This is a genomic window from Pseudomonas sp. ASL8, assembly GCF_056680355.1.
Map to the genome: position 1 here is coordinate 3,692,501 of NZ_CM155278.1, position 16,584 is coordinate 3,709,084.

12 protein-coding genes and 2 rRNA genes (1 of these 14 running past the window's edge) are annotated in these 16,584 nt (G+C 57.0%); 10 read left to right on the plus strand and 4 right to left on the minus strand.

Features of this window, described 5'->3' with window-relative positions:
- From AC1MEA_RS17020 to tnpC, 5 genes are all read left to right on the plus strand, one after another.
- Positions 1 to 1,907, plus strand: a 23S ribosomal RNA gene (locus AC1MEA_RS17020); it begins 984 nt to the left of the window's first position.
- A gap of 142 nt (positions 1,908 to 2,049) precedes the next feature.
- Positions 2,050 to 2,165: ribosomal RNA gene (rrf, locus tag AC1MEA_RS17025) — 5S ribosomal RNA — on the plus strand.
- A 239-nt stretch (positions 2,166 to 2,404) separates the two neighbouring features.
- Positions 2,405 to 2,728, plus strand: coding sequence for an IS66-like element accessory protein TnpA (tnpA, locus tag AC1MEA_RS17030; RefSeq protein WP_480416866.1), 324 nt, complete (start codon positions 2,405 to 2,407; stop codon positions 2,726 to 2,728).
- A 41-nt stretch (positions 2,729 to 2,769) separates the two neighbouring features.
- A complete protein-coding gene (gene tnpB, locus AC1MEA_RS17035) occupies positions 2,770 to 3,060 on the plus strand; it encodes an IS66 family insertion sequence element accessory protein TnpB (protein WP_480918163.1) in 291 nt (96 codons plus the stop codon).
- A gap of 81 nt (positions 3,061 to 3,141) precedes the next feature.
- Complete coding sequence (gene tnpC / locus AC1MEA_RS17040; RefSeq protein ID WP_480416867.1) at positions 3,142 to 4,689, plus strand: IS66 family transposase; 1,548 nt, start codon at positions 3,142 to 3,144, stop codon at positions 4,687 to 4,689.
- Positions 4,690 to 4,713: 24 nt separating this feature from the next.
- Here tnpC and AC1MEA_RS17045 read toward each other — a convergent pair whose 3' ends face one another.
- Together AC1MEA_RS17045 and AC1MEA_RS17050 are read right to left on the minus strand one after the other, a co-directional pair.
- Positions 4,714 to 5,343 carry a hypothetical protein gene (locus AC1MEA_RS17045; protein WP_480416868.1) on the minus strand — a complete coding sequence of 210 codons (630 nt, stop codon included), beginning with the start codon at positions 5,341 to 5,343 and terminating at the stop codon, positions 4,714 to 4,716.
- On the minus strand, positions 5,340 to 6,509 hold the full coding sequence (locus AC1MEA_RS17050; protein ID WP_480416869.1) for a methyl-accepting chemotaxis protein: 1,170 nt from the start codon (positions 6,507 to 6,509) through the stop codon (positions 5,340 to 5,342). The genes AC1MEA_RS17045 and AC1MEA_RS17050 overlap by 4 nt, the downstream gene beginning before the upstream one ends.
- A 578-nt stretch (positions 6,510 to 7,087) precedes the next feature.
- Between AC1MEA_RS17050 and AC1MEA_RS17055 the strand changes: the two genes are divergently transcribed.
- From AC1MEA_RS17055 to AC1MEA_RS17070, 4 genes are all read left to right on the plus strand, one after another.
- Complete coding sequence (locus AC1MEA_RS17055) at positions 7,088 to 8,128, plus strand: ABC transporter substrate-binding protein (RefSeq protein WP_480416870.1); 1,041 nt, start codon at positions 7,088 to 7,090, stop codon at positions 8,126 to 8,128.
- On the plus strand, positions 8,125 to 9,873 hold the full coding sequence (locus tag AC1MEA_RS17060) for a diguanylate cyclase domain-containing protein (RefSeq protein ID WP_480416871.1): 1,749 nt from the start codon (positions 8,125 to 8,127) through the stop codon (positions 9,871 to 9,873). The genes AC1MEA_RS17055 and AC1MEA_RS17060 overlap by 4 nt, the downstream gene beginning before the upstream one ends.
- A 612-nt stretch (positions 9,874 to 10,485) precedes the next feature.
- Complete coding sequence (locus tag AC1MEA_RS17065) at positions 10,486 to 12,090, plus strand: response regulator (protein WP_480416872.1); 1,605 nt, start codon at positions 10,486 to 10,488, stop codon at positions 12,088 to 12,090.
- Positions 12,087 to 12,779 (plus strand): sensor histidine kinase, encoded by a 693-nt coding sequence (locus tag AC1MEA_RS17070; protein WP_219063239.1) that lies wholly within the window; start codon positions 12,087 to 12,089, stop codon positions 12,777 to 12,779. The genes AC1MEA_RS17065 and AC1MEA_RS17070 overlap by 4 nt, the downstream gene beginning before the upstream one ends.
- Before the next feature lie 41 nt (positions 12,780 to 12,820).
- On the opposite strand, the gene AC1MEA_RS17075 is transcribed toward AC1MEA_RS17070, so the two are convergent.
- Positions 12,821 to 13,891 (minus strand): hypothetical protein, encoded by a 1,071-nt coding sequence (locus AC1MEA_RS17075; RefSeq protein ID WP_480918164.1) that lies wholly within the window; start codon positions 13,889 to 13,891, stop codon positions 12,821 to 12,823.
- Positions 13,892 to 14,414: 523 nt separating this feature from the next.
- Between AC1MEA_RS17075 and ppnN the strand changes: the two genes are divergently transcribed.
- Complete coding sequence (gene ppnN, locus AC1MEA_RS17080; protein ID WP_219063238.1) at positions 14,415 to 15,788, plus strand: nucleotide 5'-monophosphate nucleosidase PpnN; 1,374 nt, start codon at positions 14,415 to 14,417, stop codon at positions 15,786 to 15,788.
- A gap of 140 nt (positions 15,789 to 15,928) precedes the next feature.
- On the opposite strand, the gene AC1MEA_RS17085 is transcribed toward ppnN, so the two are convergent.
- Positions 15,929 to 16,468, minus strand: coding sequence for a DUF3087 domain-containing protein (locus AC1MEA_RS17085; protein ID WP_480416873.1), 540 nt, complete (start codon positions 16,466 to 16,468; stop codon positions 15,929 to 15,931).
- Positions 16,469 to 16,584: the final 116 nt, after the last annotated feature.

Consider the following 16,584-nt stretch of genomic DNA (forward strand, 5'->3'; position numbering starts at 1 on the left):
TCAGCTAAGGTCCCAAAGTTATGGTTAAGTGGGAAACGATGTGGGAAGGCTTAGACAGCTAGGAGGTTGGCTTAGAAGCAGCCACCCTTTAAAGAAAGCGTAATAGCTCACTAGTCGAGTCGGCCTGCGCGGAAGATGTAACGGGGCTCAAACCATACACCGAAGCTACGGGTATCACTTAGGTGATGCGGTAGAGGAGCGTTCTGTAAGCCTGTGAAGGTGAGTTGAGAAGCTTGCTGGAGGTATCAGAAGTGCGAATGCTGACATGAGTAACGATAATGGGTGTGAAAAACACCCACGCCGAAAGACCAAGGTTTCCTGCGCAACGTTAATCGACGCAGGGTTAGTCGGTCCCTAAGGCGAGGCTGAAAAGCGTAGTCGATGGAAAACAGGTTAATATTCCTGTACTTCTGGTTATTGCGATGGAGGGACGGAGAAGGCTAGGCCAGCTTGGCGTTGGTTGTCCAAGTTTAAGGTGGTAGGCTGGAATCTTAGGTAAATCCGGGATTCTAAGGCCGAGAGCTGATGACGAGTGTGCTTTGGCACACGAAGTGGTTGATGCCATGCTTCCAAGAAAAGCTTCTAAGCTTCAGGTAACCAGGAACCGTACCCCAAACCGACACAGGTGGTTGGGTAGAGAATACCAAGGCGCTTGAGAGAACTCGGGTGAAGGAACTAGGCAAAATGGCACCGTAACTTCGGGAGAAGGTGCGCCGGTGAGGGTGAAGCATTTACTGCGTAAGCCCATGCCGGTCGAAGATACCAGGCCGCTGCGACTGTTTATTAAAAACACAGCACTCTGCAAACACGAAAGTGGACGTATAGGGTGTGACGCCTGCCCGGTGCCGGAAGGTTAATTGATGGGGTTAGCTAACGCGAAGCTCTTGATCGAAGCCCCGGTAAACGGCGGCCGTAACTATAACGGTCCTAAGGTAGCGAAATTCCTTGTCGGGTAAGTTCCGACCTGCACGAATGGCGTAACGATGGCGGCGCTGTCTCCACCCGAGACTCAGTGAAATTGAAATCGCTGTGAAGATGCAGTGTATCCGCGGCTAGACGGAAAGACCCCGTGAACCTTTACTATAGCTTTGCACTGGACTTTGAATTTGCTTGTGTAGGATAGGTGGGAGGCTTTGAAGCGTGGACGCCAGTCTGCGTGGAGCCAACCTTGAAATACCACCCTGGCAACTTTGAGGTTCTAACTCAGGTCCGTTATCCGGATCGAGGACAGTGTATGGTGGGTAGTTTGACTGGGGCGGTCTCCTCCTAAAGAGTAACGGAGGAGTACGAAGGTGCGCTCAGACCGGTCGGAAATCGGTCGTAGAGTATAAAGGCAAAAGCGCGCTTGACTGCGAGACAGACACGTCGAGCAGGTACGAAAGTAGGTCTTAGTGATCCGGTGGTTCTGTATGGAAGGGCCATCGCTCAACGGATAAAAGGTACTCCGGGGATAACAGGCTGATACCGCCCAAGAGTTCATATCGACGGCGGTGTTTGGCACCTCGATGTCGGCTCATCACATCCTGGGGCTGAAGCCGGTCCCAAGGGTATGGCTGTTCGCCATTTAAAGTGGTACGCGAGCTGGGTTTAGAACGTCGTGAGACAGTTCGGTCCCTATCTGCCGTGGACGTTTGAGATTTGAGAGGGGCTGCTCCTAGTACGAGAGGACCGGAGTGGACGAACCTCTGGTGTTCCGGTTGTCACGCCAGTGGCATTGCCGGGTAGCTACGTTCGGAATAGATAACCGCTGAAAGCATCTAAGCGGGAAACTAGCCTCAAGATGAGATCTCACTGGGACCTTGAGTCCCCTGAAGGGCCGTCGAAGACTACGACGTTGATAGGTTGGGTGTGTAAGCGCTGTGAGGCGTTGAGCTAACCAATACTAATTGCCCGTGAGGCTTGACCATATAACACCCAAGCAATTTGCGTCGAAAGAGCAGATTGCGGTGTGTGAAGACGACACAAACCGAAAATTGGCAACAGCCCACAAATCTATCACATCCCCATTCGCTGGCACGTTACGCAAGTAACGGTCTGGCTACCGAATTTCTTGACGACCATAGAGCATTGGAACCACCTGATCCCATCCCGAACTCAGCAGTGAAACGATGCATCGCCGATGGTAGTGTGGGGTTTCCCCATGTGAGAGTAGGTCATCGTCAAGATTAAATTCCGAAACCCCTGTCTGCTTATGCAGACAGGGGTTTTGTTTGTGCGCAGAAAAAAGGGCTCAAGAGTTGCTCGCATACGACTGTAACGTTCCGTTGCTAACTCGGGCGGAGATCCGCCTTAATCCAGATCTCGGTAACCGTCCGGGCAACACACCTTACTGATCCCAACGCTTAGGGCGATGGTGGACACCTAATTAAGTGGACACCATTTTTAGCCTATTAAGCGAATCGCCATGCACCCACGACACTCTTACCCCAAGTCCTTCAAAGCCCAGGTTATCCAGGAATGCCTGCAACCCGGCGCGTCTATCGCCAGCGTCGCGCTGGGTCATGGCATCAACGCCAATCTCGTGCGCAAATGGATACCGCTTTACCGCGACGTTGACGGTAAAAATCTGCCTGCTTTCGTACCTTTAAAACTGGAACCGAACGTCTCAACGCGTACCGAACCCACGATCAAAATAGATGTGCAGTGCGGGCAAGGACAGCTCGTGGTGAACTGGCCCGCCAACGACCCTGAAGGTTGTGCCCGATTCGTTCGGGGACTAGCCCAGTGATTCGCATCGACTCTATCTGGCTTGCTACCGCGCCGATGGACATGCGTGCTGGCACTGAAACCGCACTCGCGAGGGTCGTGTCGGTGTTCGGTGCGGCGAAGCCGCACTGTGCTTATCTCTTCGCCAACCGCCGCGCCAATCGGATAAAAGTGTTAGTGCATGACGGAGTAGGCATCTGGCTCGCAGCTCGTCGACTGCATCAGGGTCGATTTCACTGGCCTGGTGTTCGCAACGGTTCAGAGCTTGAACTGGATGCTGAACAACTTCAGGCGCTGATACTCGGACTACCGTGGCAAAGAGTGGGTACCGGGGGTGTGATTACTCTGCTTTAGAGCCCGCCATGGCTGACTTGCCGCCACATTTGTCCAAAATATCTATCGGCTCCTGCAAGCCACTTTGGCAAAATAAGGGGCATGACTTCCCTCGCCAATCTTGACCAACTGAACCCTGAACAACTGCGCGCGCTGGCGGCTCAGTTGATACAGCGCGTCGTGAGCCTTGATCAAAAAGTGGAGACGATGGACAAGCAGATCCATCATCACAAGGCGGTCAACGAGAAGCTGGCCCACGAAATCGCACTGCTCAAGCGCTTCAAGTTTGCCAAGCGCAGTGAGCAACTAAGCCCAGATCAAGGGCGCTTGCTCGATGACCTGATTGATACCGATATCGCCGCCATCGAAGCCGAGCTTGAAGCGCTGCAACCGGCTCCGACAGCATCCGCCGTACGCCAGCAACCCAAACGCGCACCGTTGCCGCCACAGTTTCTTCGCACGTTGATCCATCACGAACCGGACAATAGCCACTGCCAATGTGGCTGCGCCCTGAAACGTATCGGCGAAGATGCCAGCGAAAAGCTCGACTACACGCTCTGCGTCTTTACGGTTGAGCGTCATATCCGGGGGAAATGGGCCTGTGAACAGTGCGAAACACTGATCCAGGCGCCGGTGCCGGCACATGTCATCGACAAAGGCATCCCGACGGCGGGCCTGCTGGCCCACGTGATGGTGGCCAAGTTTGCCGACCATCTGCCGCTGTACCGACAAGAGAAAATCTTCGGCCGAGCCGGCCTGCCAATCGCTCGTTCAACCTTGGCTCAATGGGTCGGTGCCTGCGGCGTACAGCTTCAACCACTGGTGGACGCCTTGCGCGAAGCGGTGCTTGAGCATGGCGTAGTCCACGCGGACGAAACGCCAGTGCAGATGCTGATGCCGGGTGCCAAAAAGACCCATCGAGCTTATGTCTGGGCCTACGCCACCAGCCAGTTCGCCGACTTGGCAGCGGTCGTTTACGACTTCAGCCCAAGTCGAGCGGGCGAACATGCGAGAAACTTCCTGCACGACTGGAGTGGCAAGTTAGTCTGCGACGACTTCTCTGGCTACAAGGCCAGCTTCGATCTGGGCGTCACCGAAATCGGCTGCATGGCCCATGCGCGCCGCAAGTTTTTCGACCTGCACGCCACCAACAAAAGGCAGATCGCGGAAAAAGCGCTGCACTACATCGCCGCGCTGTACGAAATCGAGCGTGAAGTAAAAGAGTTGGAACCGGACATTCGGCGACGAATACGGCAGGAAAAAGCGGCACCGATTATCGATGCGTTGCACGCCTGGATGAGTGCCCAACGGCAGCTCGTGCCCGAGGGGTCGGCCATCGCCAAAGCCTTGAATTACAGCCTCAGACGCTGGACGGCGTTGACTCGATATCTCGACGACGGTGCGGTACCCATAGACAATAATTGGATAGAAAATCAAATCCGACCGTGGGCTTTGGGGCGCTCAAACTGGCTGTTTGCGGGTTCGTTACGCAGCGGCAAACGTGCGGCGGCGATCATGAGTTTGATCCAGTCGGCGCGGCTCAACGGCCATGATCCATATGCCTATCTGAAAGACGTTCTCACCCGCCTGCCGACGCAGCGGGCGAGTGAGATTACCGACTTGCTCCCGCATAAGTGGATGCCTGCTTAAGCACAAGGTGTGTTGGGCAGACGCTTACAGATCTCGTCGGATGGCGTCCAGACGTTCGTCGAGCAATGGGGTAAGCAGGGCGTAGCACTCCGCAGGGGCGATGGATACTATTTGGGTGCCGATGAGGCAGCGTTGCAACTGATCGAGAGCACTGTGCAGCGAGCGTGGGGCATGCCTGAGTAAGCGTTCGTGCAGGTACTGCAACTGGATAAGCATTTCCAAAGGGCAGGCTCGATGGGCGGCTGCGCGTACTGACAGACCCCGCAGCCGGCCAAGGTCTTCCAGTTCCCAACAGCGTTCGGCGATGCTTGGGGGCTCAAGATTGAGCGCACAACGGTGCAGTTCGAGGTGCTGGATAGTGCCGAGCAGGTCTTGCAGCAAACGGCAATGGCCATCGAAATCTGCGGGAGCACGGCGTAACGCTTGCCAGTTCTGCCGCTGTTCAGCATAGGGCCATTCCTTCCAACGGTGGTCGAGCGAGGAGCCCAGCGCTTGGCATCGCTGCCGTGCTTCACTGGTGGTTTGTCCGCCGAGACCGCGATGCTGCTGCAGGCCTTGCAGCAGGTCGATGCCCTGCAACAGTGCCCGCCGCAGTGCCGGGTCGCCCTGCGGCGGCTGGATTAGATCGAATGCCATGGCGGGCTGTAGGTTCATGTGCGGCTTCCGGCGGTGAGCTGGTTGAGATAGCGAGTCAGGTCGTGCAGCGTATGAGTCTGTGTGCTCTGCACCTGTACGGCCCCATTGACCTGTTGCAGCTGTTCGCTGAGAGCGTGATTGGCTTGTTGGTGTTCGCTGAGCGCCTGTTGCATGGCGCCGAGTTGTTGCAGATTGGTCTGGCTCCGTTGAGCCAGGTCATCGAGGTTGGTGGCAAGGTGCTCGCTCTGCTGGTTGCCGGCTTCCAGCAGGTGGCGGTGTTCTTTGACCTCGCCATCTACCTGGCGCACTGCCATGGCGATCGCCGTCGCGACCTTGGTGATTTCGTGGGTCGCCTGGTCGGTAGCCTGAGCCAGGCTGCGGACTTCATCTGCCACCACGGCGAAACCACGCCCATGTTCGCCAGCGCGGGCTGCCTCAATGGATGCATTGAGTGCCAGCAACTGGGTCTGCTTGGCCAGCGCCTGGATGTTATTCACTGTTTTTTCGACTGCTGCGGTGCGCTGCAGCAAAGCTTCCACAGCCTGTGCGGTATTGCCCAGGCTGTACTGGATGGCGAGCATGCTGCCGCCCACGGCACGAGCCTCCAGGCAACCGGCGTCACTCCGTGCATGGGCGTCGGCGAAGGCCGCCAATGCATCCTGGGCCAAGGTGTCGATGCTGTGCAGGGTCTGGTCGATCTGCTCGCTGGCAGCGGCGATCATGGCGATCCGTTGGCTCTGTTCCTCACCCTGGTCGCTGGCCTGCTGGGCCATCTGTTCCAACGCGCGGCTGGCGAACTGCACTTCGCTGCGCATGCGTTCGCTGTTGCGCAGCGAAGTGCTTGTGGTCACTAGCAGCGTCGCGGGGTCGGCATCCCGGGAGCTGCGCAGCAGTCGTGCCAGTTCGGTGTTCCAGAATGTCTGTAGATGGCGTTGATCGCGCTCGCGCAATTGCCAGGCACCGCCTAGGTAGAGAACGCCAGGGATGAGGGCCAGTGCGCTTGCAGGCTGTTCGGCTAGCGCGAGACCGCAGGCGCCGAGGGCAAGACCGAGCGGTAACCAGAGGTTGATCCCGCTGCGTTCCAGTAGGACCATGCCTGGTTTGAATAATGCTTTCCCAAACGATGTGCCAGTAGGACGGCGCTTGCCTGCGTCCCTGTGCAGCGTTGTGGTGGCATGACCCATTGGGAGGATTCCTTGAGCGGGCAATAGGATTTCCTTTTTACCGGGGTGAACGCAAAAACGGCGCACGCTCACCTGCCGAAATGCGGAGGTGAGCGGACGCCGTTGCCCGTAATAGTTGTGAAACCATCGTCGTTGATGGCTCAAGTGTGATCAGGCCAAGCAAGTTGCTTGCCAGTCTTTGCCGTCGGCCACAAGCAAGCGTGTCGCCCACGCAGTGAGAAGGGTGACTCTGTTCAATTGCTATTGATGAGCGATGGGCCTGGCACGGAACGCGTTTGCAGGAAAAAACAGGTCAAGGAGGGCTGCTGGCTTACCTATTTTCTTCTTTACGGCAAAGGCAGAAAGCGCAATCAACGCACCAGTCGTGGGAATTGCTGAGCCACAATGCTCTGTTATGGTTCGAATTAAACCCGATCGGGTTCCGGTGAGCAGCTTTTCGGTTTCGACACAGGCGGGTCGCTCTCATTGATCTCCGCAATAGACTATTTCCGACCAACGGCGAAAGTTGGGCGTGGTATTAAAGACTAAGGCATATAGCCATCTATATACTCAAAATCTCGCTTTTTTTGGCCTTGTCGATGAAGCACTTCTACCCATTTCTGCTCGTCCTGCTCTCCACCCTGGCCACGCCGCTGGCGCAGGCTGGCGTCCAAACGCTACGTCTGCTTGCCTGGCCTGGCTATGCCGACAGCGACCTGGTCGCGGAGTTTGAGGCGCGTTACGAAGTGAAGGTCGAAGTCACTCTGGTTGGCAGCGACGAAGTGCTGCGCAGCAAGCTGGCGGAAAATCAGGGTGGCAACTACGACTTGATCGCTGCCAACACCGCGGAAGTCGAGTACTACATAGGTCAGCAACTGCTACAGCCATTGCAACCTGCGCGTATAACTAACACCTCGCGCCAACTCTTGCGCTTTCGCGACTACTCGAAGATCCCCGGGATTATGGCCGGCGGCAATGTCTACGCGATCCCCTACACCTATTCGGACATGGGGCTGATCTATGACCGACAGCAGTTCAGTCAGCCTCCGCAGTCAATCACCAGCATGTGGGATCCCAAATTCCAAGGCCGTGTATTGGCTTTCAACACCAGCAGCCATAACTTCTCTCTGGCTAGCCTGGCGCGCGGTGGCGACCCGTTCCACATCGCCGCCGCTGATTTCCCCTTGGTCGCTGATCAGCTGGTCGCGCTGCGCCGCAACGTGCTGACCTTCTATTCTCTGCCCGAGGAAGCTGCCGAACTATTTCGTGAACACTCGGTGGCTTTGCTCTTCGCCAACTATGGCCGGCAGCAGCTCAAGCAGTTGCAGGACGCTGGCGCCGATGTTGGCTACGTGATTCCGCGAGAGGGTGCTTTGGCTTGGCTCGACTGTTGGGCGATCAGTCGCAACGCGCGCGATCCAGTGTTGGCCGAAGCCTGGATCAACTTTACTCTTGAGCCCCATGTCAGTCGCGCTCTGAGCGAGCGCCAGGGCTTGTCCAATACCTTGGTAGAGCCGGTTGGCATGGACCCATCGGCACAACTGATTTGGCTGCGTCCTGTCGAGGACGATGCACATCGTACTGCGCTGTGGCAGCGCATCATGTCCGGCGACCGGCCGCCCCTGCAGGAGGCGCGATGAGGTTCAGTATCGCTCTTAAGCTCGGGTGTCTGATGGCTCTGTTCGGCATCCTGCCCACCGGTCTGGCCGGATACTATTCCTACACCAGTAGTCGCGACATTCTGCTTAAAGCTGCAGAGCGCGACCTGCTCACTTCCGTCCAGGTGCTCGGGCGCAACCTGCACGGCAATCTCGACGACATCGGTCTCGATGCGCAACTGTTGGCCAACGGCCCGGAGGTGCGCGAGCTTCCGGGCGCCAGTAGCCAGAGCCTGCGTTTACATGCCCAAGACAACCTTGCCGAGTTGTTCCGCGCCATGTTGCAAGTGCACCCCGACTATATGCAGATCCGCCTGATCAGCGCGGTCGACCATGGCCTCGAGCTGGTGCGGGTGGATCGCGACGGTGAGCGCCTGTTACGCGTCAGCGGTGCCGATCTGCAGGAGAAGGCCCATTACGCCTACGTGTTCGACACCTTGCGCTTGGCGCCCGGTGAAACACGCCTGTCCCCGATCGTGATTAACCATGAGCAGGGCGCTCACTCCGGGTTGGGCAAGCCGACCCTGCATGTGTCCACGCCAGTGGCGGATGCCAGCGGTAAAGTATTCGCCCTGCTGGTGATCAACGTCGACCTCGATCAGCTCTTTAATCAACTGCAGGGGGATTTGCCCGCGCAATACCAGGTGTATCTGAGTAATCGCTGGGGCGACCTGCTGGTCCACCCAGACCACCAACGCACTTTCGGATTTGACCAAGGGCGCCGTCTGTTCATCCAGGACGAGTTCCCGGAAGTCGCCAGACTGCTTGGTGAGAAGCATAAGGACCATTTGATCAGCCGTAGCGTCGCGCAGGAGCAGCAAGATGGGCTGGTTGCAGCGTTCGTGCGCATCTCAAACAATGCGCAGACCTCGGAACCTTTCATCGTCCTCGGTCTCGGTCAGTCGCAAAGCCTCGTACTCGCCGAGGCCTCGCGGGTAGGCCAGAAGATCGTCCAGATCGTCCTGCTGTTCAGTCTGCTGGCCCTGCTCACAGCGATCATCACCTCGCGTGCGGTCATCCGTCCGCTGAAAAGCATGACCCAAGCCGTGCAACTATTTTCCCGTGAACGCAAGATCAGCGAACTGCCCTCGCGTCAGGACGAATTAGGCCAGTTGGCCCAGAGTTTCCGCGAAATGCAGGAGGAAATCCTCAGTCAACTGGAGGATCTCACGCACAGCCGCACGGCCTTCGAACACCTGTCTCGACATGATCCGCTGACCGGTCTGCCGAACCGTCGGGTGTTCTTTGATCGTCTTGAGCGTGCCTTGATCAATTCACAGAGTAGCGGCAAGCACTTGGCGGTGCTGTTTGTCGATCTCGATCACTTCAAGAGCATCAATGACCGGTACGGCCACAGCCTCGGTGACCATGTGCTCAAGGCGGTGGCGAACCTGCTACGTTCTGCCACCTGCGAAAACGATTCGGTGGCACGTTTGGGGGGGGATGAATTCGTCATCTTCTTCGAGGCGGTTGAGGATGCCCAGCATATTGTCACCATCCTGGAGAAGCTGCATAACCGCTTCCAGCTTCCCCTGTTCATTGATGGTCATGAAGTGAGAGTCAATGCGAGCATGGGTGTCAGTATGTTCCCGCGCGATGGCAACGATATTGAAGCCTTGGTCCAGCACGCTGACCACGCGATGTACACCGCCAAGAAGTCGGGTCGCAATACCTACTCATTTGACCTGTCGGACGTGGGGGAGAACCGCTGCGAGTCGTCCTCCTGATAGAACATCGCTGATCACTGCTGGCAATCAAGCTGCAGGAGCATGTTTGCCATGATCAATGTTCCTGGACGATCAAACAAATGCCTCGGCCATTGATCTGAAATGATACTTAACCCGGTTTTTTATACATTCTCCAAAGGCGCGGGTCAGATAACACTTCTCACGGTAAAGAATACTCATTGCGTTTAGTGTATTAAGGCAAAAGTTTCCTGTCCGCCACTCACTGTAAGTAGAAGACACATATGCGTAATTTTCTGCCTTGTTTGTCGTGTGATTACGGTTCTTGTCCATCGTCTCGTCCTTGCCGATTTCTGTCTGCTGCGACGCCCTGTTTTAGGTCGATAGCAGACTATCTTTCGACTATCCGAATTGACCAAAAATCCGGTTGCCGCTTAAGCCCTGATAGCGTTCGCCTGAACGTCTGGAAACGCTTGGATCAAGGCCATTGCGATACGGTCAGCAAGAAGGATAGCATTGCTATGTAAAGTCGCTTGATGACCTATTACGCTTAGCTATTATGTGCGCGCCGAAATGGGCAGCGAAGCTCAATCCGTCCTTGCATTGGTATTTGCTTTTGGGCTCCTACTCTTATTTCCCATGACAGGAATCTCGATGCTGGCGTACAACAAAAAAAAGTTTCTTATCGTCGATGATTTCTCCGACTTTCGTAGTTCGGTCAGGTCCATGCTGCGGGAACTGGGCGTTGTGGAAGTAGATACCGCCGATACGGGTGAGCAGGCGCTACTCATGTGCGCGCAGAAGCGTTACGACTTTATCCTGCATGATTTCAATTTCGGTGATGGTAAGAAAAATGGTCAGCAGGTGCTTGAAGACCTGATGACCGACAAGCTGATAAGCCATGAAAGTGTTTTCGTCATGGTCACCGCCGAGAACAGCCAGGCCATGGTGATGAGCGCCCTGGAATGGGAGCCGGATGCCTATCTGACCAAACCGTTCAACCGTGCGGGCTTGGCCCAGCGCCTTGAAAAGCTTGACCAGCGTAAGACATTGCTCAAACCGATTCTCCAGGCGCTTGATCGCGGCAAACCTGCCGAAGTATTGGCCGCCTGTACCAGCCTTACCGAGAAGGACCAGCGCTTTGCGCCCCTCTGCCAACGCTACAAGGCTGACGCGCTGCGCGATCTTAATCAGCATGATGCGCTGGAAAGCTTTCTCAAGATGATCCTGGCCGACCGTGCTACGCCTTGGGCTTACGCGGCGCTTGGCAAATTACTGTTCAAGCGCGGTAAGGCCAGCGAGGCTCAGTCGATTTACGAGCGGGCAATGATTGCTTTCCCGATGATCCCGACGCTCTACGATGGTCTGGCTGATGTGTTAGTTGCCCGTGGTGACGCCCGACGTGCTCAAAGCGTGCTCGAGGATGCTGTGCGCTTGTCGCCATTGGCTGTGCGTCGGCAAAGGTTGCTGGGCAAGCTGGCGATGGGTAACGATGATTTTGAAAGCGCCTCCAAGGCTTATCGTCATGCCGTGTCCCAAGGGCAGTACTCTCGCTTCAAGGATCCAGAGAGCAACCTCGGCCTGGCACAAGCACTGATCAGCAAGAATGGTGATAAGGGCCTGGATGCCAGGGCACGGGTGGAGATCAACCAGACGCTGGGTGAAGTCGCGAAGGAATACGGCAACGATCAGGGGCTGCAATTGCGCACTCGTCTGATGAAAGCAACCAGCCTGCAGCAGTCGGATCCTGAGGCCGCTGCGAAGCTGACCGAGCAGGCGTTGGAAGTTCTTAAGGGGATGGAGAACTTTCTGGGTGCCGACGCGGCACTGGCGGTTGCCGCCCAGCTTCAGCGCTTGGGTCATGAGGAAGCTGGAGCAGGGGTATTGAAAAACTGCGCAGAAATCTACGGCGATGACCCCGCAGTCATGCAGGGCATCTCCCGCCTGACCGATGATCCCGCGATCCTTGGTGCGGGCAAGGCCGCCGCTGACCTCAACCTTCAAGGCGTACGCAGTTACAAGGCCGGTAATCTCGCCGAAGCGCAGGATTTTTTCCGTCGTGCGTTGGCGTTGCAATCGAAGAACATCAGTATCGCGCTGAACATGGTGCAATCGTTGTTGCCTGCGAAAGGCGTGGCTCCAGATGCTGCACGGCTTGAAGAATGTCGAGTGTGCCTGAACATGATCGGCATGATGCCTGACACGGATCCCCGTTATGAGCGTTATCAGAAGTTGCAGAGCAGGGCGTTTGGCGCATGAGTACTACCGATGAGGGCCTCGACTTCTCGATGGTGATCGCCTCCATCGTGCATGACATGAAGAACTCCCTGGCGACGTTGATGCACGCTCACAGTCAGTGGTTGATGCGGCTGCCCGACGTGCAGCAAGGCACCCCCGAGCATGGCGCCATCGAATACGAGTTCGCCCACCTCAACGGGATGCTGGTGCAACTGCTCGGGCTGTACAAGCTGGGCGTCAATCAGTTGCCCCTGCGCCCTGACTATCATGAACTCGATGATTTCATCGAAGCACAACTGGCGTGCCATCAAGATGTCTTGAACAGTCATGGGATCGTCGCGAGCTACGAACTCGAGGGCGTTAATGTGCTCGGCTTCTTCGACCGTGAACTAATAGGTTCGGTGGTGGCGAACATTATTATCAATGCCATCCGCTATGCGCGCCATGCGGTATTGATCAGCGCCCACGAGGAGGGGGATCAACTCGTATTGACGATCAATGACGACGGCCCCGGGTATCCAGCGCAGATGATCGAACGTCAGTCAGACTATGTGCAGGGCATCAATCAAAGCAGCGGCAGCACGGGTCTGGGCCTCTATTTCGCTGCGCACATTGCCAAACGGCATGAGCGCAATGGCGTGCATGGGCATATCGAACTGGCCAACGGCGGCAAGTTGGGCGGCGGTCAATTCATTATTTATCTTCCTTGAGTGCCACCGCAATGAGATGACGCGACACAACCCGTGCGGGGTTATTCAGTCGCGTTCCCGTTGTCGGTCGCTTGCTCATCACGTTTGTCGTCCTGGAGCGGTTGCTCGCCTGGCGAGGGAAGGTCTTGAGGTATCGGTTCCAATTCGACTGGCGGCGTAAAGGTTTTGACGAGGCTTCCCTCGATATGTCCTGACAAGTGATAAACCCCTGCCATTACCCCAGTGGTGGGATTGTCCATCAAACTGCGTCGTTCATCATCCAGGGCGACGTTCAGGATTACCCGTAGCTGCTCCACCATTTCGGACCGTTCGCTCTCGTGCGCCATGGCGCCGAAACCCGACACAGCAAGGGAAATCATCGTACCTGCTACCCGGCCAACCGCCGCTGCGACAGCGCTTGCGACACCTCTGGTTGGGAGCGTGGCCTCCAGTTTTTCGCTGGTCCGTTTTGCCACTGACGATATGCTTGCGTCCGATGGCCCTGCTCCCACACCACGTGCGGTAGTGTGGATCTGATTGACCAGGGCCACATACGCCGGCAGCTTGGCGACAGGATCGGTGTGGATAATCTGGTAGAGCGAAGCGCTGCGGGCGGGAGGTGGCGCCAGCGCGATGGCTGGAATGTCTTTGAGTCGCCGGTCGAATTGGTCTAGAGGTACACCGTAGCGTGGCGCAATGCCCTGAAGTTGCGTGCCGAGGAGCTGGACGTACAGTTTTGTCGCCTGCTCCATGACTACGTCGGGATTGATCTGCTTGGCGACAGGGGCCAGCACGCGATCGTGGTATTGCTCCTGCAGATAGTTAGCCATTCGTTTGGCCGGATCTGTCTCTTTCCCTGAGCTCACCTTGTACCAGGCCACCTTGAGCGTCAGCCATTGCTGGGTCCAGTAGCCGGTAAACCACGGAATGAAGTCTGCCTCGGTGCGCTGGTAGGCGAGGTCCCTCCAGTTCGCCATGGAGCGGCGCGCATAGTCCTTGACCGATTCTTTCGCAGCCACAGACGCAGTGACAATGTCCCAGTCGACCTGCCGCCAGGTATCCTCCGAAACCAGAACCGGCGGAGTCTGGTCGGGGGCGCGATCTTTCGTGGCGCACCCTGCCAACGTCATCATCAAGGCGACGATCAAGGCGACGATCAAGGAACGCAGGTTCAAGGTCGCAGTCCTCTAAATAGATTCGACCGCGTTAACCCACCCGGCATCGGATGAGCTTCAAGCAAACACTCCACGCCTTTTTTGCATCGCAAGCTTCAGTGCGCGGCTATCCTTCTGACACACGGTGTGGGGGGCTTTTGCCGCTTTGCCCTTTCCTCATCGGAAGGGGGCGTTCAGCGCCTCAGATCATGGTCTTTTGAGTATAGGTGGTGAAAAGGAGGGCAAGAAAACCCGGCGACTCCATGAGTTCGCGCCGTTCCATGCGAGGCCGGGGTAAGATGACGAAACTGCTCATTGGCCTTTAGCTGCCGCTTTCTCTGTTGTGGTGAAGGCGCTCGAACCCGGAGGGTCTCACCGCAACGTTTGCTTTTCAGCCCGGTCGCCGGAGAAAATACCCGTCACGCGCGACTGTATTTGGCACTCACCCTCCTGATGCCACTGACCCTGACGGGGTCGGTGGCATCGCTCTCAGGAACCTAGAATGGCCCCAAGACATGTAATTAACGCTTCGGTAAGCCCAAGGGGCAGCCTGGAGACTCTGTCCCAACGCGAAGTACAGCAACTGAGCGAAGCCGGGGCAGGCAGCATCTACAAACTGTTCCGCCAGTGCGCCCTGGCAATCCTCAACACAGGCGCCCACATAGATAACGCCAAGACTATTCTTGAGGCCTACCAGAGCTTCGAGGTGCGCATTCACCAGCAGGATCGTGGCGTGCGCCTCGAACTGCTCAACGCGCCGGCGGATGCCTTCGTCGACGGCGAGATGATCGCCAGCACCCGCGAAATGCTGTTCAGTGCCTTGCGCGACATCGTCTATACCGAGAGTGAGCTGGACAGCCAGCGCATCGACCTGAGCAGCTCCCAGGGGATCACTGACTACGTCTTCCACCTGCTGCGCAACGCCCGCACCCTGCGTCCCGGTCTGGAACCGAAGATGGTGGTGTGTTGGGGCGGCCATTCGATCAACACCGAGGAATACAAGTACACCAAGAAGGTCGGCCACGAACTGGGCCTGCGCAGCCTGGACATCTGCACCGGTTGCGGGCCTGGCGTAATGAAAGGGCCGATGAAAGGCGCCACCATTGCTCACGCCAAGCAGCGAATCATCGGTGGCCGCTACCTGGGCCTGACCGAACCGGGAATCATCGCTGCCGAGGCGCCTAACCCGATTGTCAACGAGCTGGTGATCCTTCCTGACATAGAAAAACGCCTTGAGGCCTTCGTGCGCGTTGGTCACGGCGTGATCATTTTTCCAGGCGGCGCCGGCACAGCCGAGGAGTTCCTCTACCTGCTCGGGATCCTGATGCACCCTGACAACAAGGACCTGCCGCTCCCTGTCATCCTGACCGGGCCAAAGAGTGCCGCGCCCTACCTGCATCAGTTGCACGCGTTCGTCGGCGCTACGCTGGGGGAGGTCGCACAGACTCGTTACGAGATCATCATCGATGACCCCGTTCAAGTGGCCAGGCAAATGACAGCGGGGCTAAAAGCGGTCAAGCAGTTCCGCCGAGACCGGAATGACGCCTTCCATTTCAACTGGATGCTAAGGATCGAGGAAGGCTTTCAGCGCCCGTTCGACCCCACCCACGCCAACATGGCCAGCCTCAAGCTGAGTCTTGACCTGCCTCCTCATGAGCTGGCGGCCAATCTGCGGCGTGCCTTTTCCGGCATCGTTGCGGGCAATGTGAAAGACAAGGGCATTCGCCTGATCGAGCAGCATGGCCCTTACCAGATCCGTGGCGACGCGGCGGTGATGCAGCCTCTGGACCGCTTGTTGAAATCGTTCGTCGAGCAGCACCGCATGAAGCTGCCAGGCGGCGCGGCCTATGTGCCTTGTTATCAGGTGGTCACGTAAAAACCGGATGTGACCTGTCCGTAGTGATTGTCTGGGCGTCAAGAACAGCCTGAAAGGCTCGGGGCTGTCATTGCTCCGGGCCTGGCCCCAACGCTCAGGTATCAACGTGTCGTTGGGGCGATGGCTGTATCGCGAGGGTGTTACTTCGCCTTCGCCACACTGGCTTTCTTCGCCGCCGCAAGCCAGGCAGGATCCAGTCGATGCTGGTCGGTATCAATGCCGAGAGCTTCCATGCGCGCCTTGTGCAGGTCGGCCTCTCGCACCGTCTGGCTTGCAGCGCCGGAGTTGCCATCCAACTGGTGCATCTGCGTGAGCCCCAGGTGATAAAAGCGCAGCAGTTTCATGGCCGTCGGGTCACTGGCCTGTACGCCCTCGGTGACGTAATGCATGACGTTGGTAATGCTCATTAGGCTGCGTTTCAGCTGCCAGCCATAAACGGCCGGTGCCATCCATGCCTGCGACCAGAACTGGAACCGCACCACTGTCACGGTCAGTGCCAACGCGGCCATAACGCCCGCCGCATTCAAGCGAAAATTATCGCCACCGGGTTCGCCAAACAGCTTCACGGCAACGCTGGACAGCACCATGGACAGCAGCGCAAAGATCACAATAATGATCAGCGTACTGCGTCGTGTTTGCCGTCGATAGGTTTCAGGATTGAATTGCTTGATCTCAAACATCACTGCTGCAGCGCCCCTTTGTTGAGTGGATAACAAGATTGCGGGGCATTATCGCCTGTAAGCGGTGGGCACAGACACGCTTAATGAGCCGGCCCACGTGTGTAGGTGCTTTTTCG